The organism is Lentilactobacillus sp. (assembly GCF_040773105.1).
GTDB classification, from domain to species: Bacteria; Bacillota; Bacilli; order Lactobacillales; family Lactobacillaceae; genus Lentilactobacillus; species Lentilactobacillus parabuchneri.
This window is the reverse complement of sequence record NZ_JAXGWW010000001.1, coordinates 30,132-48,936: the sequence shown is the minus strand read 5'-3', so window position 1 is coordinate 48,936 and position 18,805 is coordinate 30,132. Positions and strand designations below refer to the sequence as shown.

The window sequence follows — 18,805 nt, the reverse complement described above, 5'->3', positions numbered from 1 at the left end:
TGAAGATGATGACGAATTTCCCGAGTATCAACATCATAGATGCCAGGAATTTTATGTTGTTTTAAATAACGGTCTAACGATATGCGTTTAAAATGATCGGTCGCAAGATTTTCATATTCCCGGACAATGACCCCTTTTGCAGTCGGCAAAATGGACTCGTACGCATTTTGGTCGAGTCCGGTATTTCCTATAGATGACTGGGTGAAAACAATGATTTGGTTATGATAAATTTGATTGGAGATAATTTCTTGATACCCATTCATCGTTGAGTTGGCCACAATTTCACCCGTTGTGGTGGCAAGCGATCCAAATGCCTTTCCAGCATATGCGGATCCATCTTCTAAAATTAAATATCTTTCCGTCATGCTGACTCCTCGTTAATAAGCGCTATTTGATGAGTTCAACAGCATCCTTATCATCAATCTCTGATACGTACACTTTAATTTTTTCTTTTTGCGAACTTGGAATGTTTTTACCAACAAAGTCTGCCCGAATTGGTAATTCTCGGTGGCCACGATCAACCAACACAGCTAAATTGATACTCTTGGGTCTGCCAAGATCCATAACAGCTGACAAAGCAGCCCGAACCGTTCTTCCGGTATATAAAACATCGTCGACTAAAATAACCCGCTTTCCTTCAATGGAAAAGTTGATTTTGTTGTTCGACATTTTAACGTCGCTGCTCATCGCATCGTGTTCAATATCGTCACGATAGTTGGTAATATCCAACTCACCGACGGGAATTGAGACATTTTCCAACTGTTGAAGCCGATCAGCAATTCGATTTGCCAAGAAAATGCCGCGGGTTTTAATCCCGATCAAAACTAAATCTTCAACACCCTTATTTTTTTCAACGATTTCATACGTAATCCGTGTCAAGGCGCGTTGCATCGCCATATTGTCTAGTATTATCTTTCCCATTAGTAAAAGCTCCTTAATTGAGTCACATTTGTACTTTAACCCGTATAAAAATGTTACACCACTTCAGAATATGAAAACACCGCCGGATTGTCAAGATCCTAAAGCGTTGTTTACTCGTAAATTATTTAATGTATCTTCAAATATCTTTGGTAATGGTGTCGAAAAAATCATCAATTCATGTGTTTTGGGGTGCTCAAATCCCAGTTCTTGGGCATGCAGAAATTGTCCGTGCCCAGAAATGGTCTTGCGCGGACCATAGAGCGGGTCGCCTACAATTGGATGATGAATATATTTCATATGGACCCGGATTTGGTGTGTTCGGCCCGTTTCCAAGCGACAACTAACCAAGGTATAATCGGCAAATCGTTCGAGAACTTCAAAATGTGTGACCGCCGGACGCCCGTCAGCAACAATCGCTTGCTTCTTACGATCTTTTGGCGAACGGCCAATCGGTGCATTAATCACACCTGAATCTTCCCCAATTCTACCATGAACCAGTGCGACATACTTTCGTAAGCTTTTCTGTTCTTTGAGTTGCTGTGATAGAAATTGGTGGGCCGTATCATTTTTAGCCACCATCAATAGCCCGGATGTATCCTTATCGATCCGATGGACGATTCCAGGGCGAAATTCGCCATTAATCGTCGAAAGTGGGCTGTGAAATAGCAAGGCGTTGACAAGCGTGTGGTCAGGATGCCCCGGTGATGGGTGGACCACCATTCCCTGGGGTTTATTGACAACGATCACATCGTTGTCTTCATAAACGATATCCAACGGAATATCCTCAGGAGTTAAACTGATGGGCTGCGGCAAAACGTCGTCCACCACAATTTTATCTCCCGATTGAACATGGTACTTTGGCTTGGCAGGCTCGTCGTTTACACGAATCCGGCCATCATCAATTAAAGATTTGGCACGGGAGCGACTGATGGCGGTATCCAGCTCGGAAATCACTTTATCCAGCCGCCCGGTTTGATCGGTGACGGTATATTCTTTCACAAGTAATCGCCTCCTACTTTTCGCGAATGATCGCGATCGCCAAAATTAAAATGCCAAAGGTCAGGTACATATCGGCACAATTAAAGATTGGAAAATTAATAAAATCCAGTTGGAACATATCGACAACGTGATTGTTAAAGATCCGATCAATCACGTTGCCCAATGTTCCCGCCAACAGCAGGCCTAATCCAATTCGGTAAGGCACATTGGACCAGTACGTCACAATAAAGTACGTGACCAAAATTGCAGCCAGAATTGCAATAATCACGAAAACAAATTGATGGCCGGAAAGAATACTCCACGCTGCACCCGTATTGTTAATTCGTGTAATTGATAAGATCCCGTCAACGACTGAAAAGGATTGCCCCAAAGCAAGCGAGGCGACAACCCAATGTTTAACCAACTGATCCAGTCCGATCAGCAAAATGATTCCGATTACGTACAATACTGGCATTCAAATATCCCCTTTTAGAACAAGCCGGTAATTCGTCCTTGTTCGTCGATGTCCATGTCCAATGCAGCCGGATGAGTTGGCAGGCCGGGCATGGTTAGAATCTTTCCTGTAAGTGCGACGATAAAACCAGCACCTAATTTTAACTGTAAATCTGAAACGTGAATATTGAAGTCCTCAGGAGCACCGAGTTGCTTAGCATCGTCAGTGAATGAATATTGAGTCTTAGCCATGCAGACCGGCAAATTACCATAGCCCATCTTTTCAATCCGCTTCAGAGCATTCTTAGCCTTGTTAGACAGTTCAATATCATTGCCACCGTAGATTTGGGTGACAATCTTCTTCATTTTATCCGTTAATGAATCTTCATTTGAGTATAATGAATGAAATTCGCTAGGGTGATCACAAGCGGAAATCACTTCCTTGGCAAGTTCGATGGCCCCTTTACCGCCTTCAGCCCAACTATTGATAATGGTCCCCGTTACTTGAAGATCATTCGTAACGTAGTTTTGCAAATAAGTTAATTCGTCGTCGGTATCACTTGCAAATTTATTAATTGCAACAACCACTGGTTTACCATAACGTTGCATGCCTTCAACATGTCGTTTCAGGTTAACAACGCCCGCTTTGAGTGCAGCCAGGTTTTCTTCGTTCAGCGTTTTTTTGTCGGCACCGCCATTTAACTTCAGTGCCCGCACTGTCGCCACCACAACGACACAATCTGGAGACTGGTTCAAGCGTGGCGTCACGATGTCCATGAACTTTTCAGCACCGAGATCGGAACCAAATCCGGCCTCAGTAATCGCATAATCGCCAAAGTGAAGCGCTGCTTGGGTTGCCAAAATACTGTTACAGCCATGGGCAATATTGGCAAATGGGCCACCGTGGATAAAGGCCGGCGTATGTTCGATGGTTTGAACCAGATTCGGCTTAATGGCATCTTTAAGCAGCAGTGTTAAAGCACCCTCTACGTGCAGATCGGAAACCAGAACCGGCTTTCTATCGTAAGTATAGCCAATGAGCATTTTACCAATTCGTTTTTTGAGATCCTGTAAGCTGGTTGCCAGACACAAGATGGCCATCAGTTCACTGGCAACGGTAATATCAAAGCCATCCTGACGGGGAACGCCTGATGTTCGGCCACCCAAGCCAACGACCACTTGCCGTACTTCGCGGTCGTTAACATCCATTACCCGTTTCCAAGTAATTTGGCGTGGATCGATATTAAGTGAGTTACCATGTTGAATATGATTATCAATCAACGCAGCCAATGTGTTATTGGCCTCCGTCAGGGCATCAAAGTCACCGGTGAAATGCAGATTGATATCGTCCATCGGAACAACCTGAGCGTAGCCGCCGCCGGTCGCCCCACCTTTCATTCCCATAACAGGTCCGAGTGAAGGCTCACGAAGCGCCAACACCACTTTTTTATGTAATTCGTTTAATGCATCACCTAATCCAACCGTAACGGTGGTCTTCCCTTCACCGGCAGCCGTTGGGTTAATTGATGTCACTAAAATCAACTTTCCGTTTGGCTTTTCAGTCGTTGGATCAAAGTTGACTTTGGCCTTGTAATGCCCGTATTGTTCGATCTGATCTTCGCTAATTCCGAGTTTGCCGGCAATTTTGGTAATTGGTTCCATAACAGTTTCTTGAGAAATTTCAACATCGCTCTTCATAATGATTATGATCCTCCTAAAATAACAATCGACAGACAACAGGACAAAATTATTTGTTGGTAATCAATTCCTTTATTTCAATTACGGAATTTGCAGGTAAAATGAAACTATAGATCTTGGTGTTTGCAACAAATGCCAGTTGGTACTTTGCGGTGGTCACGTTTGAAATTTGGTCTAAATCAACGGTTAACCAATGAGGATTGGTAATCCGGCTGACGACTAATTGATGATCATGGACGATGATGCTTCGAAAATGAATCTCTGCCCAAGTGACGACCGCAAACAGCACGAAGAAAAATAACGTAATCCACTGAAAATGCGTAATCTCAAGCCAAATGATGACGCCGACAAAAAAGATGACCAGCGTCCAGCTCCAACAAATAATGCTACTTAACGGACTTGGCTGATAAAAAAAGTGACGTTTTTGAGTTACCATAATAAACTCCTTAAAGAAAGTGTGTTTGAATTGATTAAATTATACAGTGACGCAGCAGTAAATCAACATACCGGCCACACAGCAATCGGATTGTTAATTGTTCATGACGGAAAACAAATCCAATTAAAGAAAGTCATTGAACCGATGAACAACCATCGTGCCGAATTTAAAGCAGCGATTATTGGATTTCAACAACTCATCAAACTGCAGATCAATCCGGCCGAACTGATCTTTTTTTATACTGACAGTAAAATTGTCGTTGACAGTCTAAACAAGCAATACGCCAAACACTTCGAAGACGATGTTGACACGCTTTTGGCACTTCAATCGAAATTCACCACCGTTGTGAACACATGGATTCCCGATTCCCAAAACATGGGCGCTCACACTTTAGCATTGCAGGCCCTCCACGGAGCTAACTGATATAAGTGCCAATCGGTTTGGTGTAGTGATTCCAGTCAACCAAATGGCTGGAAAGAATCGATTGCGCTAAATGATAGCCAATCATTGGCCCAGTCGTTAACCCCGATGAGCCCAGCCCGCCGCCAACTAAAATCGATGGCATCGTGGGCAAAATACCAAAGAAGGGCGAAAAGTCGTCTGTGTAAGCCCTGGTACCAACACGCATATCGGTAATTCGGGCTTTTGATAACTGCTCAATAAAATATTGGGCGTTCTCAAACAACTGATTTTTGGCCGCTTCTTTAGGTGTTAAATCAAAGCCGCCGTCATTTTCATGGGTTGCCCCAACGACTAGTTTGCCATGACTAAATGGAATGATGTCGCTCATACTTTCAGGCATCATCACTGGCATATTGTCCCAGGATGCCGGCATATCGACCAGTAAATCAATTAGTTGACCCTTTTGTGGTCGGACCTTTAAGGAAAGCCCCAACGGTTTCAGCGTTTCGTGCATCCAGGCACCGGTCGCGACGATGATGCGATCAAACTGTCGAGGCCCTTGTTCGGTCAAAACTCGACCCGAACCGTCGAGGGAAACCCGCTGGTTAACAACTGCCAGATTTTCCTGCTGAGCGTTGGCTAATAGTTCAGCGACAAAATGCTGGCCATCAATCCGGGCGCCACCACTGACGAAGACCCCTTCCGGCGGATTTGTCAAAATTGGCATCCGTCGTTTGACTTCCGCTGAACTCAATAATTCAACGTTCCCCATTGCCGGCGTCTGGGCTGCTTTAATTTCTGCCTCATGATACAAGTCTAATAAATCAGCGTGGTCTTTTCGGGTGACAAACGTTCCGGTTAGACAATAGGCATTAGCGGACAGCTGAGAGTCGTTTACCAGTTGTTGGTATAATTCCGCACCCTGCTTTGCCAAAGCGTACCAGCGCTTGTTTCGTCGCTTTGAGAGCCACGGTGAAATGATACCTGAGGCTGCTTTGGTTGCTTGGCCGGTATCTTCGTCAAACAACGTGACTGCCACCGACTCATGTCCCTTTAAGTAACTCAAATAAAAAGCTGCAGTTGCACCAATGATGCCGCCACCTATGATTGCAACTTGTTTAACCATTCACTCACTTCTTTCTACCAAGTCGTTCTTATTTTACCATAGAATCGTGAATTATTTATCGTTATATTGGTTCAAACTGCGTAAATCTCGAACTTTTTTACCCCAAAATTGGAAATAGTCCGTTCTTATCGAACCGTTATAAAGTTTTCGTCGTTTAGTGGCCTTTTGACCATAGTATTTTTCAAAATCGAGATCAGAGGTTAAGAAGTACTTCGACCAGCTCGTGAGTGGGTTGAAGACTTTGCCCATTTGACGATAAAGCTCGTGCGCATGTTCGGCATCACTCATTCGCTGTCCATATGGTGGGTTGCCGACAATGATGCCGTTTACCTTGTTGGTCTTGAAATCAGCTACGGCCAATTGTTTAAACTGAATATCGTCAACCAGCCCGACTTCTTCAGCGTTGCGCTTGGAAATTTCGATCATGTTGCCGTCAATATCACTTGCTGAAATATCAAGTTCAACATCGTAATCAGCCTTTGAATCCGCTTCGTCGCGAACCCGTTGAACCATATCCCCGTCAATAAAAGGCCATTGTTCGCAAATAAAATCGCGATTAAAGCCAGGCGCAATGTTACGGCCAATCATGGCAGCTTCAATTGGAATCGTACCCGAACCACAGAATGGATCGACAAACGGCATATCAGGATACCAACTGGTCAATAAAACAAGTGCGGCGGCCATGTTTTCCTTTAATGGTGCCGTTCCTTTTTCGACCCGATAGCCCCGTTTGAATAGACTCGACCCGGTTGTGTCCATGGTCAGCATCACGTGGTCCTTGTTAATGGCGACTTCTAGTGGGAAAGTAGCGCCAGTTTCCGGTAACCGTGTGTGACGGTGATAAGCCGTGCTCAATTCATTCACAATCGCTTTTTTGACAATGGCTTGTGAATCAGGGACGCTGTGAAGTTTAGAGTTGCGTGAACGTCCTTCAACCGGAAAGGCCGCATCCATTGGCAACATCTTGTCCCAAGCAATCGCAGTCGTCTGTTCAAATAACTCGTCAAATGTGGTGGCATCAAATTCATCGACAATAATTTTGATTCTGTCAGCTGTTCTAAGCCACAGATTAGTTTTAATAATATCTTCTTCGGTACCGGTAAAACGAACCCGGCCGTTTTCGACTTCAACTTCATAATCTAAATCACGCATTTCTTTGCCAACAAGGGCTTCAATTCCGGCGGCACAAGTGGCCATTAAATTATATTTCATAAATTCCATCTCATTTCATATTTCTGGGTAACAAAAAAGTGGGAGCAAGCTCCCACCCAACCTGTTTGGTGTAAATCCCTGTAAGCCATGTTTTGTGCTTCTTACATCCCAGGACGATGTAACAAGTAGTAATCATCTATCTGAGAAATACCGAAGTATCTCTCCCCCACACTTGGTTCATTTACCGTGTGTGAAGCTCCCCTACCAAAAGTTTGGGTTTCCCGCTCGAGGGGTTTACCGCGTTCCATCAGTGAAGTTTCCCTCACTGTTCGTCACTGTGGCACCTTAGGGAATTAAAGCATAGCAAAGCCTTAGCCTTAATATCCGCCGTAACTCACAAAGAGTCCCCCGGCTTATTTTTTCACCGAGCACGATCACTACGGGCATCTCAGCCCGTGCGAGAATGGACTTTCCTCAGCCGTAAAAATACGACCGCAATTACTCAGAATTTACACCATTATTAGTTACGCAAGCCTAAAGCCTGTGTGAATCATTGGTATTGTTATCAAGCTGTGATCCGAATACCCGTCGCTCGAGATTTGACAAACGCTTTAAGATATCCATGTTGGTTGCACTGGACATTGGTTGGCTGGGAGCTGTTCGAGTTGGTGTAACACCAGCTGATGGCATCGGTTGGGAGCCGGATACAGCAATCTGCTTGTTCAATTCATCCACTTGGACTTTTAACCGTTCATTTTCATCACTGAGGGATTGGAGTTGCTTATTGAAGGTTTCATAATCCTTGATGATGTCATCCAAAAAACTGTCAACATCATTGGGATCATAGCCACGCATCTTTTGCTTGAACTCTTTTTGAAGAATATCCTTCGGAGTATAATTAATGTTTTCCATTTATTGGTTACACCTCATCATTAATTTGCAACAAACCAATTAGAATAATATCATATATTAATCATCTTGAAAACTATTATTCAAGTTTTCCTGATATTCATCCGCTGCACTCTGTAAATCATCAAACGTAATGAGCTTATAGGGATAGGGATGGGTCTCTGCAAATTTGTTTATTTTATCGTAATCGTATTGCGATTTTCCTGGATTATCTAAATCATATATCAATAATGCCTGATCCGTATGGTTTAGCATGAATTCTTGGTAATTTCTTAACTGTTGCGGTGATTGATACGGCTTCTCGGACACTGACGCAGAAAAGTCAACCTTGGCCTTCAATGTTTGCAACTTCGTTTGATTATTCTCGTTCCAGTTATTGCCGAACTCCGCAAATGGCAGCATCATTGCTGTTTGAAACTCACCCGGATAATTATCTTTTAGACTAAGTGCCACTTCGAGCGACCACTGTTCGATCCCCAACTGACCGCCAGAAATAATCCAGTCGGTTCCATCGACGATCGCTTGGACAAGTTCATTCTTTAAAACAGTATCAAGCACCTTGCGCTTTGGATCATCATCCTTAAAAATGCCGAGTTCATAGCTGCGATAGCCGGTTACCCACAAACGGCTCATGATATCACCCTAACGATTAATTATTTTCAATAGACACTCCACTTGCTATAATAACATTATTGTGGTTATTGTTTACTTAAATGAAGTACAATATAACTATTCACAAAAAAGGAAGCTTCCGTTCATGACGATTAGATACCCTAATGGAAATCAGTTTTACGAACAACCAGCCTCTTCAAATACGCACAACGATTCGATTGACTTCTCCAATCGGGGAATGACGTTGGAAGACGAGATCAATAAAAGCAATCAGTACTACTTAAAAAATGGGATTGCGGTGATCCATAAAAAGCCAACGCCAATTCAAATTGTCTCGGTCGATTATCCCAAACGAAGTGCGGCCAGAATTAAAGAGGCTTATTTTCGTAAGGCGTCGACGACAGATTACAATGGCGTCTATAAGGGAAAATATATCGACTTTGATGCAAAGGAAACCAAAAGCAAAACTTCTTTTCCTTTAAAAAACTTTCATAAACATCAGGTTGAACATATGAGACAATGTTTAAAGCAACAGGGAATCTGCTTTGCGATCATCAAGTTCATTTCCGACCAGTCAGTTTACCTTTTAAAAGCCACCGATCTGATTGACTACTGGGATAAACAGGAAACTGGCGGTCGCAAGTCAATCCCAAGAAAAGTCATTGAAAAAGACGGCTTTTTGATTGCGTATCGGATCAACCCACTGCTCCCCTATCTCACTGCGGTTGATTCATTCATTGAATAAGTTACGAAGGAGACCTCTATGTCACAGAACAGTCCTCAAAACTCACGTGCACAAGTTAGGCGTGGGCGACAATTCAGCAATACCAAGAAAAAAGGCCCATTCCGAAGAATTTTGAAGTATGGACTGATCCTTTTAGGTGCCCTGTTTATTTTTGGTGCCGGTTTATTTACGTATTATGCGGCCAGTGCACCGCAGATTACCCGTTCCGCGCTAACCAGTGATAATTCGACTAAGTTTTACGATACAAATGGCAAAGTCATTTCACGTTTGGGCAGTCAAAATCGGGATTATGTCAAATCAAAGAATATTCCACGAACCCTCAAACGAGCTGTCGTCTCCATCGAAGACCGCCGATTTTATAAACATCATGGTGTCGATCCGATCCGAATCATGGGTGCCGCAGTGTCTAACCTCACCGGATCGTCGCTTGGCCTTCAAGGTGGAAGTACGTTAACCCAACAACTGGTTAAATTGTCGGTATTCTCAACGGCAGCCAGTGATCGAACCCTTAAACGAAAGGCTCAGGAAGCTTGGCTGGCAATTAAAGTTGAAAACCGATATTCCAAGAGTCAAATCTTGGAATTTTATATTAACAAGGTCTACATGGGAAATGGCGTCTATGGGATGCAAACGGCAGCGGAATTTTATTACAACAAGACACTCAATCACTTGACGCTCCCCCAATTTGCATTATTGGCGGGAATGCCGCAGTCGCCGACGCTTTATAACCCTTATAAATATCCGCAGTACGCAACCAAGCGCCGTAATGAAGTGCTTGATGCGATGGTTAAAAATAAGGCCATTACTGAACAGCAGGCACAGTCCGCAAAGAATACCAGTGTTAAAGCGCACCTTTCAAAAACACACGCGAAGGCACGAACGTCTGAAAAAACATCGAAATACATTGACTCATATTTGAAACAGTCGATTGAAGAACTTGAAGAAAGGGGCTACAAAGCCAACAGTGGCTTGAAAGTCTACACCAATCTCGATATGTCGGCGCAAAAGAAGTTGTACAACGTCAGCAACAACGACCCCACGATTGCGTATCCGAATAACCGGTTCCAAGTCGGTGCAACTATCGTCAATGTGAATAACGGTAAAGTTATCGCAATGCAGGGAAGTCGAAAGACCAAGGTTGCGTTTGGCTTGAACCGAGCTGTACAAACCGGGCGATCATCAGGGTCAACGGCTAAGCCAATCATGGATTATGGCCCTGCCATTCAATATTTAAAATACCCAACTTATCAACCCGTCAAGGATACCCCTTACGTTTATCCCGGCACCGATAAGTCCGTTTATGATTTTGATAATAAATACCCAGGGACCATCACCATGCGAAAAGCACTGGTTGAGTCACGAAACATTCCGGCAATTCGAACGTTGGAAAACGTCGGTGTTCCAAAGGCAACAAGCTTCCTGAAGAACCTTGGGATGACTTTCAGTAAACCCTTGGAGATTCAAAACGGAATCGGCTTATATATTTCTTCCGAACAGCTGGCTGCTTCCTACGCTGCCTTCTCAAATGGCGGTACTTATTATAAGCCGTATCTGATTAATAAGATTGTTCAAAACAACGGCGTTACGCACACTTATAAATCCAAAGGCAGACGGGCAATGTCTCCTGCAACCGCGTTTATGATTACCAATATGCTTAAAGGGGTCATGAACAGCAGTAATGGTTCAGGAACTGCCGCAAAAATTTCAGGGCTCTACGAAGCTGGTAAGACCGGTACGACCCAGTACCCGGATGACTACTTAAATAAAGTCCCTGCAATGTCGACCATGGATTCGTGGTTCTCTGGTTACACCAGAAACTACTCACTGGCAGTTTGGACCGGCTACGATCATCAATTTAAGGCAAATTCTTACGTCACGTCTGCTCAAACAACGATTGCCCAGCAAATTTATAAAAACGTCATGAGTTACATTTCCCAAGACAAACCAAACCAAGACTGGGTTCAGCCAAGTGATGTTGTTTCAACGGAGCGCGGCGGCCAAACGGAATACTACGTTGCCGGCTATCCGGGAACTGTCACTGATAATAGCTCCAACCAAACAACCAGCGGTTATACCACTGATAGCAGTTCGAGTTCAGCAGTTGTCACTCAGCCTCGTGGAAGCGAAAGTTCAAGTAGTGCTGAAAGCTCTAGCGAATCTTCAGCATCTACTCCTTCAGAGCAAAAGCCAAGTGGTGATGGTGGCAATAACGGATCTGACGATAACTCGTCAAGTGCCAGTTCAACGGATAACGGTGGCAATGATAATAATAATGCGACCGATAATGGCGGCAACACAACTAACGGTGGTAACGACAATAATGGCGGAACGACTGATGAAACTCAATAAATGATTGACTAGAAAGCGAGATGTCGGGGCAAAATTAACTATTTTGCTCCGGCATCTTTTTGTTATATAAAAATCAGCCAAGCTGGGATGTTTGGAAAATTGACTTATACCTTAGAGGCAAATCACAAATGGTTCCAGACCCCCTTTCCATCATCAATTAATAGATACGAAAAAAGGTCGACTGATTTTTCAGCCGACCTTTAAATATTAATGGTCCTCACCCGATAAATTGATAAATGGGATATCCGGTCCGTGGTACTCACCCGCACCATCGTCCGCTTTCCCAGTGTTTCGGTTCTTGTTGTAGGCTTCAATTTGATGAGCAGATTGGAGATTTTTCTTCTTCCAGTTAATCAAAATTCGGTCCATGTATTTCAAACTATAAACTTGATTTAAGACGGTTTCCTTTAAAGCCAATCGAATCATTTCCGCTGAGTAGTGATCAATATCCAGCCACTGGCTAATCATTTCCATTTCCAACGGTGACAGTGTCCTGCCAAACTCTTTTTCGATACTCTCAAAGACGGCTTGGCGTTGGGTGCTGTCAACTGGTTGATTGGTGTTGGAGAGCTCCGGACGCGTCTCTGCTTGGGTATCCTTGACCAGAGACAGCTTTTCGTACAGCGACGTAAAGTCATATGCGTCTACCGGCTGACCCTCAATGGTGACCCGCGTAATTTTCGCGAGCTTTTTTTCAATTAACTGATGAAATAACGTGAATAACTGTTGTTGATTGTAGCCGGTCTGGTGCGCCAGTTCAGCCATTTCCGGCATGGGAACGACCAGATCATGATCTTTTTTGATCAGCAGGTAAATAAACAATTCTTGATTACTGATCCCAATTTCGCGGTAATGTTTCAGCAAATAGTTACTGATTGTCGTCTGTCCCTGATCCAAGATCTTGTGGGCATAATCATCCAATTCAATCACCTCTGATCCTTACAAATGATTGACACGAAAACAGCTTGATTTATGGGTAAATTCGGTTAAGCAATCTTGGGAATGGAATCGCCTCACGAACATGGTCCTCGCCTGTGAGCCAAGTTAAAGCCCGTTCGAGTCCAAGTCCAAACCCTGAATGAGGCACACTGCCGTATTTACGAAGGTCCAAATACCAGGAATATTCTTTTGGATCCAGGCCCGCCTTGACAATCTGGTCATACAAATAATCATAATCAGTTGCCCGCTCAGAGCCACCAATAATTTCCCCATATCCTTCAGGTGCCAACAAGTCGGCACAAATTACCACGTCATCACGAGTTGGATGTGGCTTCATGTAAAATGGCTTGATAGCTTTTGGATAGTTAATCACGAACACCGGTTGATTAAATTGGTCAGCTAAGAAGGTTTCCTCAGGAGAGCCAAAGTCAACGCCCCACTCGAGATCAAAGCCACCCTTTTTGAGCATTTCGATCGCTTCATCATAGCTGATTCGAGGATAAGGTAAAACGGTGTACTTCTTCAAAATCTCAGGATCACGTCCAAGGGTCTTTAATTCCATTTCACAATTATCCAATACCCGCTGAACCAAGTAAGCAATGTAGCGTTCCTGAATTTCCAAGCTTTCCTCTTGGTGCATGAAGGCCATTTCAGGCTCAATCATCCAAAATTCGATCAGATGACGACGCGTCTTTGATTTTTCAGCTCTAAAGGTCGGTCCAAATGAAAAGACCTTGCCAAATGCCTCCGCACCTGCTTCTTCGTAGAGTTGCCCACTTTGTGACAAGTAGGCATCCCGGTCAAAATACTCGGTATGAAACAGCGTTGTGGTACCTTCAGGAGCGCTACCCGTTAGAATTGGTGAGTCAATTTTGATAAAGCCTTCGTCATTAAAGAAATCATACGTTGCTTTGATGACTTCATTTCGAATGCGCATCACAGCGTGTGGTCGACTGGAACGTAACCACAAGTGACGGTGGTCCATCAAGAAATCGACACCGTGCTCCTTAGGCGTAATGGGATAATCATGGGTTTCAGAAATGACCTCAATGGTTTCAACTTCAATTTCATAACCAAATTTAGACCGGGCATCCTCATGAATAATCCCAGTGACCCACATACTTGTTTCCTGCTTAACCTCTTTTGCTAACTCAAACGTTTCAGGGGTTACGTTATTTTTAACAACAACGCCTTGAAAGAAAGCTGTTCCATCACGTAGTTGCAAAAAGGCGATTTTACCACTGGATCGTTTGTTGGTAAGCCATACGCCGATTTTAACTTTTTCATTGACGTATTTGGGTGCATCGACCATGTTAATCTGTTTCAATTCCAATTCCTCCAGATACTTGTTTTTCTAAAAATTGATTCATAAAAGCGGTGATTCGTTCAACTGCAGTGGTCAAGTCTTCCAAACTCGTTGCATAACTCATCCGCAAATAACCAGGCATCCCAAACGCAGCGCCATCCACGACAGCTACGTGGGCCTCCTGTAGTAGACGGTCAACGAGTTCGCCCGATGACTGAACGCCGGCGAGTTGAATGGCGGCACTCACATCTGGGAACAAATAAAAGGCTCCCTCAGGCTTGGCACGCATCTTAAAGCCGGGAATTTTTTCAACCAGCGGGTAAATCGTATTTAACCGTTGTTCAAATGCCTGCCGCATCGTTTCCACTTCTGATTGGTCCGATTCAAGAGCGGCAATTGCTGCATACTGACTGACGGTTGCTGGATTGCCAGTCGTATGAGACAAAATCGAATTGACTTTGCTGATCAGCTCCGGCGCTCCGGCAACGTAACCGATTCGCCAACCGGTCATTGAGTACGCTTTGGAGACGCCGTTAACCAAAATCGTTGAGGCCGCAATCCTGTCATTGATTTGGACAAGTGAATAAAACTGGTTTTGATTGTAAACCAACTTGCCGTAAATATCGTCGGCAATTAAGATAACGTTGTGCAAAACCGCCCAATTACCAATTGCTTCCAGCTCTTCTTTTGAGTAGATGGTCCCAGTTGGGTTTTGTGGTGAGTTGATCACAAGCACCTTGGTGTTGTGGTTGACAGCATCGTCCAGCCCATCGGTGGTGATCTTAAAATCATCCCCGGTTTCGACAATCACCGGCTTGCCACCCGCCAACAAAACCTGCTGCTTGTAGCTGACCCAACTTGGCCGTGGCAGCAACACTTCGACCCCTGGATCAACCAATGCCTGCATCAGCACATAAAGGGCCATTTTTGCCCCGTTCGTGACACTAATTTGATCGATTGGGTAAATGACCCCGTAATCTTTTTTAATCCGCTCAGCGATGGCCTCTTTAAGTTGCGGCAAGCCACTGGCTGGCGTGTAAAAACTTGTTTTACCACTTTCAATTGCTTTAATCGCTGCATCGGCAACCAATTGAGGCGTCGTAAAATCCGGTTCGCCAATTCCTAAATTGATCACATCGATTCCTTTACGAATCATGGCCTTGGCGGTATTAGAGACTTTGACGGTCGCGGATGGTTCAACATTCATTGCCCTGTCAGAAAATTTCATCAAGCTATCCTTTCATGTCTATATATTTTCAATCGATTGATAAATGGTGCCGTTTTTAAAGCTAATGGTTGCAAAACACAGATTATTCTTGGCGTTCATGTAGCTCACAACCCAATAAGGCTTCGACTTAATCAGCGTCAAGCCAATGCCGTTAATTTTTTTCGGCTTTTTTCTTTGCGTCACAACGTTTTTGGCCTGCTGCTCACTGATCCCACTACTACTGTTGATAATAGTGACCGTTCCGCCCTTCTTGGCAACGATGACGTACACGCTTTTATTTTTGTTATCGACGCCGGAAACGGAATAGTAGGTCTTACCCAAATTCGAGGTGTAAAAGGAATTCACATCCTTTATGCCGGCATACTTCTTGGCAATTGTTTCCGTTTGCCCGCGCGCAATTGTCATTGGCCGTTCCGCAGTATGCAAAATGATAAACGCCGTAAAAGCAATAATCAGGATAATCGAAATCAAGATCCATGAGATTTTAACGTTTGACTGCTTTTTGATTCTTCGTTGCCGTTGCATGTAATTTTCCTCTCAAATTTCGTTATTTCTCATTATAGCAAATAAACGCCTGTCCTGAAGCACATTAATTCCTGCTTTCAAAAAACTTAACCATGTCAAGAATACAGTCGCTAATATTGCCCTTAATGATTGGAATTTCGTTGCGCAGATTTGCCAGAATTGTGCTGCCATAGCGTTTAGTCAGCAAACGGGGATCCAAAATAAAAATCGTGCCATAATCATCTTTGGTCCTCAAAAGCCGTCCCATCCCCTGACGCAATCTGAGCGTCGCTTTGGGCAGTGTAATGCTGTAAAAGGGATTCTTACCTTTGCTGCGTTCAATGGAGTACAGCGCGTGATTATAAGGGTCTGACGGCGTGTCAAACGGCAGCTGGGCCACAATCAGGTTTTCCAAGAGGCTGTGTGGAAAATCAACGCCCTGCCAAAACGTATTGGCGCCCAACAAAATCGCCGGCTCATGATGAATAAACTGCTTGCTGATTTTTGAAGCCGTGCCATGGACGCCCTGCGCCAAGACGAAATGAGTGGCGGTAAATCCACTTTCCTGAAGCATTTGATAAATCCGTTCGATGGCATTCAGGGAGTTAAACAGGACCAACGTCTGTCTTGGCTCATTCTTGTAAATGGCCTGAATGTCTTCAGCAACTCGTTTTAAGTAGGCATCCGAATTGGTCGTGAACTTTTGATCGTCCTTGTCGGTCACCAAATAAAGGCGCGCCTGGTCCTGTGGACTAAAGTCGCTTTTCAGTCGCTTAATTGAGGACTGGTCACGGTCAATCCCCAGCAGGTTATAAATAAATTGCGAGCGGCGGGATGAAAAGATGGTCGCTCCGGTAAAGGTAACGGGTTCAAAGACCGAATACAGATGCTCGCGCAGATAATCTTCTGTCTTCAAAATTCCGCGGTTCAAACTTAAACTGTTAACGTCTTTTACGTGGTTAATCGTCACCCAGGTCACGTGTTGTTCGATGGCTTGGTCATCCACGTCAACTATCGAAAGCAATAGGCGCAGGAGGTGATTGAATTCGTTATAATTTTCGAAAAACGAATAGATACTCATGAAGTCGTGATTCGTATAAACATCGGTATTATGATCAATTTGCGTATTCAACGTGACCAACAGCGAATCCAGCTGGTCGTGAATGGCACCGATTTGTTGAATGATTGGTTGATCAGCGGCCACCATCGTCTTCATTTCGGTAATCGGGATTAACCGCTCGAAAAACGCACTGTTGCGGTGTAATTTCTTCCCCTTAACCACCTGCTCAAAAATGGTTTGAATCAGTTCTGAAACCAAGTCTTTAACCTGCTTTAATTGGGTGTCCATTTCGTTAACCGCATTGGCCAAAATGGCATCATCGCCAACAATTTCTCGAATGTTGGCCTCGTGGGTTTGATTGATATTGCCCAAAAGCTTGTTGATGGTGGTAATCAATCCCAAGGGATTAATTTTTTCCTGATTATTTCGAATGGCAGTCTCTGCAAACTGCTGGGTTTCATCAATCAGCAGGTAGGGCTTAACCGAAAGCGCCTTGAAGTATTGCCAGTTCTTAATTAGATAACTGTGATTGACAATGATGAAATCGGCATTTTCCGCCTTCTTCAAATTGTATCGTAAAAAATCATCGTCATAAAATGGCTCATTGGGATCCAGCCATTTAACGCCGGTGTGCTGAATTTTCCAAACAAACGGGGTTTGGTCGACATTTAAATGCAATTCGTCCAAATCTCCGGTGGTCGTGACGGTCAGCCAAACCAGAATCTGGGCCTTGATAAAGGCTGTTTGACTGGAATTGTCCGGGACAAACAACAGATTGCGGAACTTGTACAAATCGATGTAATGACTGGCACCTTTAAAGATGACACTGTGAATTTTGAAGGGCAACCCCTGATTGAGCATTGGCAGCGTTTGATTTTGGAGCTGAAACTGAAGATAAGTCGTTGACGTACTGATTACAGCGGGCTTTTTTGATGAAACCAAATAACTTAACGGCAGACAGTACCCGAGGCTTTTTCCAATTCCAGTTGGTGCTTCAATCAGCAACGTTTTGGCCTCGTGATGGCTGGGGTCGGCATAATTGTTATAAATGAGATTCATCATCTTATTTTGTTCCAGCCTGGATTCCAAATTATCGGGCAAAATCCGTTGTTTGGCTTTTTTTGTCTTGGGATAATGAAACTGCTGTTTGTCAACTGGAGGCAGGTTCTTCAAATCATCGTGTTTGCGCAATACTAAGCCAGACGACACCCGCAGCTGATCAGCTAATTTCGGGGTGTGGGCTTGGTGTCGATTGCGTTCATCCGCATCCAAAAATACCTGCATCGTATCTTGTGGCAGCGATGGATTGACGCTGATAATTTGTTCAAGGGTCGTTCTTGGCAACGTTTGAATCTGACGAAGCAAAATCAACAGTAATTTGGCGGTCGCCTTGGCGTCGCTGTCTGCGGTGTGCGGATGATCGTGTTCAATGTTAAAATAAGCACTTAAATCCTGAAGCCGATAACTGGCGAGTGTTGGTAGTAAAATCTGGCTCAAAGTAACCGTGTCAATGGCCTCGATCTGAAGTTCGGGATAACCGACCCGCTGAAATTCCGCATTGATGAACGGAAAGTCAAAATTAACATTATGAGCGACAAATACAGTATTATTTAACAGTTGATACAGTTCCGGTGCAACCTGATCGAACGTCTTCGCTTTTTTAAGCCGTTCATTGGAAATCCCGGTTAACTGAACGATGCGGTTGGGAACTTCACGCTGCGGATTGATATCCGTTACGTATGTTTTAATAATTTGATTGTTGGAAACAAGGCAGCAGCTGAACTGGATGGTCCGATTATCTGCGGAAAGATCCGTTCCGGTGGTTTCGATATCAACCACTGCGAAGGTAGTTTTTGAATTCATCTGTCATTCACCAATCTGTTTATGAGCTGACTTTTTTCTTAATAATTCACTAACTTTAATCATACTACAAGCAAGATATGATAATCTACCATGGAAAGTAAAGTCGAAATCTTGAAGAATCTCT

Annotated in this window: 18 protein-coding genes and 1 other RNA gene; 3 read left to right on the top strand and 16 right to left on the bottom strand. The window is 43.9% G+C overall.

Features of this window, described 5'->3' with window-relative positions:
• From AB3112_RS00235 to AB3112_RS00210, 6 genes are all read right to left on the bottom strand, one after another.
• Nucleotides 1-365 (bottom strand): carbamoyl-phosphate synthase domain-containing protein (locus AB3112_RS00235; protein ID WP_367333796.1); only part of this gene is annotated, 365 nt, incomplete at its 3' end.
• A gap of 22 nt (nt 366-387) precedes the next feature.
• Nucleotides 388-921, bottom strand: a complete 534-nt coding sequence (gene pyrR / locus AB3112_RS00230; RefSeq protein WP_084975421.1) for a bifunctional pyr operon transcriptional regulator/uracil phosphoribosyltransferase PyrR — start codon at nt 919-921, stop codon at nt 388-390.
• Between the two features lie 90 nt (nt 922-1,011).
• Nucleotides 1,012-1,920, bottom strand: a complete 909-nt coding sequence (locus tag AB3112_RS00225; RefSeq protein WP_084975423.1) for an RluA family pseudouridine synthase — start codon at nt 1,918-1,920, stop codon at nt 1,012-1,014.
• Nucleotides 1,921-1,933: 13 nt separating this feature from the next.
• Nucleotides 1,934-2,374 (bottom strand): signal peptidase II, encoded by a 441-nt coding sequence (gene lspA, locus AB3112_RS00220; RefSeq protein WP_057909135.1) that lies wholly within the window; start codon nt 2,372-2,374, stop codon nt 1,934-1,936.
• A 14-nt stretch (nt 2,375-2,388) separates the two neighbouring features.
• Nucleotides 2,389-4,050 carry a formate--tetrahydrofolate ligase gene (locus AB3112_RS00215; protein WP_367333795.1) on the bottom strand — a complete coding sequence of 554 codons (1,662 nt, stop codon included), beginning with the start codon at nt 4,048-4,050 and terminating at the stop codon, nt 2,389-2,391.
• Nucleotides 4,051-4,099: 49 nt separating this feature from the next.
• Nucleotides 4,100-4,486, bottom strand: a complete 387-nt coding sequence (locus AB3112_RS00210) for an EbsA family protein (protein WP_057909137.1) — start codon at nt 4,484-4,486, stop codon at nt 4,100-4,102.
• 30 nt (nt 4,487-4,516) lie between these two features.
• On the opposite strand from AB3112_RS00210, the gene AB3112_RS00205 reads away from it, so the two are divergent.
• Nucleotides 4,517-4,909: a ribonuclease HI family protein gene (locus tag AB3112_RS00205; protein ID WP_057909370.1), complete on the top strand. Its 393-nt coding sequence runs from the start codon at nt 4,517-4,519 to the stop codon at nt 4,907-4,909.
• On the opposite strand, the gene AB3112_RS00200 is transcribed toward AB3112_RS00205, so the two are convergent.
• The 5 genes from AB3112_RS00200 to AB3112_RS00180 all read right to left on the bottom strand — a co-directional run bounded on the left by AB3112_RS00200 (nt 4,902) and on the right by AB3112_RS00180 (nt 8,708).
• A complete protein-coding gene (locus AB3112_RS00200; RefSeq protein ID WP_367333794.1) occupies nt 4,902-6,014 on the bottom strand; it encodes an NAD(P)/FAD-dependent oxidoreductase in 1,113 nt (370 codons plus the stop codon). The two genes, AB3112_RS00205 and AB3112_RS00200, sit on opposite strands and share 8 nt — an antisense overlap.
• A gap of 51 nt (nt 6,015-6,065) precedes the next feature.
• Entirely contained in the window at nt 6,066-7,226 is a 1,161-nt protein-coding gene (locus AB3112_RS00195) for a class I SAM-dependent RNA methyltransferase (RefSeq protein WP_084998656.1), read from the bottom strand.
• 76 nt (nt 7,227-7,302) lie between these two features.
• Nucleotides 7,303-7,676, bottom strand: an RNA gene (gene rnpB / locus AB3112_RS00190) — RNase P RNA component class B.
• A 24-nt stretch (nt 7,677-7,700) separates the two neighbouring features.
• Entirely contained in the window at nt 7,701-8,078 is a 378-nt protein-coding gene (gene gpsB, locus AB3112_RS00185) for a cell division regulator GpsB (protein WP_084975431.1), read from the bottom strand.
• A gap of 57 nt (nt 8,079-8,135) precedes the next feature.
• Complete coding sequence (locus tag AB3112_RS00180; RefSeq protein WP_057909141.1) at nt 8,136-8,708, bottom strand: DUF1273 domain-containing protein; 573 nt, start codon at nt 8,706-8,708, stop codon at nt 8,136-8,138.
• Between the two features lie 124 nt (nt 8,709-8,832).
• On the opposite strand from AB3112_RS00180, the gene recU reads away from it, so the two are divergent.
• Together recU and AB3112_RS00170 are read left to right on the top strand one after the other, a co-directional pair.
• A complete protein-coding gene (recU, locus tag AB3112_RS00175; protein WP_084975433.1) occupies nt 8,833-9,432 on the top strand; it encodes a Holliday junction resolvase RecU in 600 nt (199 codons plus the stop codon).
• An 18-nt stretch (nt 9,433-9,450) separates the two neighbouring features.
• A complete protein-coding gene (locus AB3112_RS00170; protein ID WP_367333793.1) occupies nt 9,451-11,781 on the top strand; it encodes a PBP1A family penicillin-binding protein in 2,331 nt (776 codons plus the stop codon).
• Between the two features lie 207 nt (nt 11,782-11,988).
• On the opposite strand, the gene AB3112_RS00165 is transcribed toward AB3112_RS00170, so the two are convergent.
• From AB3112_RS00165 to AB3112_RS00145, 5 genes are all read right to left on the bottom strand, one after another.
• Nucleotides 11,989-12,711 carry a DnaD domain protein gene (locus tag AB3112_RS00165; protein WP_314322052.1) on the bottom strand — a complete coding sequence of 241 codons (723 nt, stop codon included), beginning with the start codon at nt 12,709-12,711 and terminating at the stop codon, nt 11,989-11,991.
• A gap of 40 nt (nt 12,712-12,751) precedes the next feature.
• Nucleotides 12,752-14,047, bottom strand: a complete 1,296-nt coding sequence (gene asnS / locus AB3112_RS00160) for an asparagine--tRNA ligase (RefSeq protein ID WP_057909145.1) — start codon at nt 14,045-14,047, stop codon at nt 12,752-12,754.
• Nucleotides 14,034-15,254: a pyridoxal phosphate-dependent aminotransferase gene (locus AB3112_RS00155; RefSeq protein ID WP_084975438.1), complete on the bottom strand. Its 1,221-nt coding sequence runs from the start codon at nt 15,252-15,254 to the stop codon at nt 14,034-14,036. The genes asnS and AB3112_RS00155 overlap by 14 nt, the downstream gene beginning before the upstream one ends.
• A gap of 18 nt (nt 15,255-15,272) precedes the next feature.
• Nucleotides 15,273-15,779, bottom strand: a complete 507-nt coding sequence (locus tag AB3112_RS00150) for a DUF5590 domain-containing protein (protein ID WP_057909147.1) — start codon at nt 15,777-15,779, stop codon at nt 15,273-15,275.
• A 64-nt stretch (nt 15,780-15,843) separates the two neighbouring features.
• Nucleotides 15,844-18,681: a helicase C-terminal domain-containing protein gene (locus AB3112_RS00145; protein WP_367333792.1), complete on the bottom strand. Its 2,838-nt coding sequence runs from the start codon at nt 18,679-18,681 to the stop codon at nt 15,844-15,846.
• Nucleotides 18,682-18,805: the final 124 nt, after the last annotated feature.

Excerpts from the sequence above, each read along its gene's own strand:
- lspA (WP_057909135.1), bottom strand. The coding sequence starts at position 2,374 with ATGCCAGTATTGTACGTAATCGGAATCATTTTGCTGATCGGACTGGAT.
- gpsB (WP_084975431.1), bottom strand. The coding sequence starts at position 8,078 with ATGGAAAACATTAATTATACTCCGAAGGATATTCTTCAAAAAGAGTTC.
- AB3112_RS00145 (WP_367333792.1), bottom strand. The coding sequence starts at position 18,681 with ATGAATTCAAAAACTACCTTCGCAGTGGTTGATATCGAAACCACCGGA.
- AB3112_RS00215 (WP_367333795.1), bottom strand. The coding sequence starts at position 4,050 with ATGAAGAGCGATGTTGAAATTTCTCAAGAAACTGTTATGGAACCAATT.
- AB3112_RS00200 (WP_367333794.1), bottom strand. The coding sequence starts at position 6,014 with ATGGTTAAACAAGTTGCAATCATAGGTGGCGGCATCATTGGTGCAACT.
- AB3112_RS00210 (WP_057909137.1), bottom strand. The coding sequence starts at position 4,486 with ATGGTAACTCAAAAACGTCACTTTTTTTATCAGCCAAGTCCGTTAAGT.
- AB3112_RS00195 (WP_084998656.1), bottom strand. The coding sequence starts at position 7,226 with ATGAAATATAATTTAATGGCCACTTGTGCCGCCGGAATTGAAGCCCTT.
- AB3112_RS00155 (WP_084975438.1), bottom strand. The coding sequence starts at position 15,254 with ATGAAATTTTCTGACAGGGCAATGAATGTTGAACCATCCGCGACCGTC.
- AB3112_RS00150 (WP_057909147.1), bottom strand. The coding sequence starts at position 15,779 with ATGCAACGGCAACGAAGAATCAAAAAGCAGTCAAACGTTAAAATCTCA.
- recU (WP_084975433.1), top strand. The coding sequence starts at position 8,833 with ATGACGATTAGATACCCTAATGGAAATCAGTTTTACGAACAACCAGCC.
- AB3112_RS00170 (WP_367333793.1), top strand. The coding sequence starts at position 9,451 with ATGTCACAGAACAGTCCTCAAAACTCACGTGCACAAGTTAGGCGTGGG.
- AB3112_RS00180 (WP_057909141.1), bottom strand. The coding sequence starts at position 8,708 with ATGAGCCGTTTGTGGGTAACCGGCTATCGCAGCTATGAACTCGGCATT.
- pyrR (WP_084975421.1), bottom strand. The coding sequence starts at position 921 with ATGGGAAAGATAATACTAGACAATATGGCGATGCAACGCGCCTTGACA.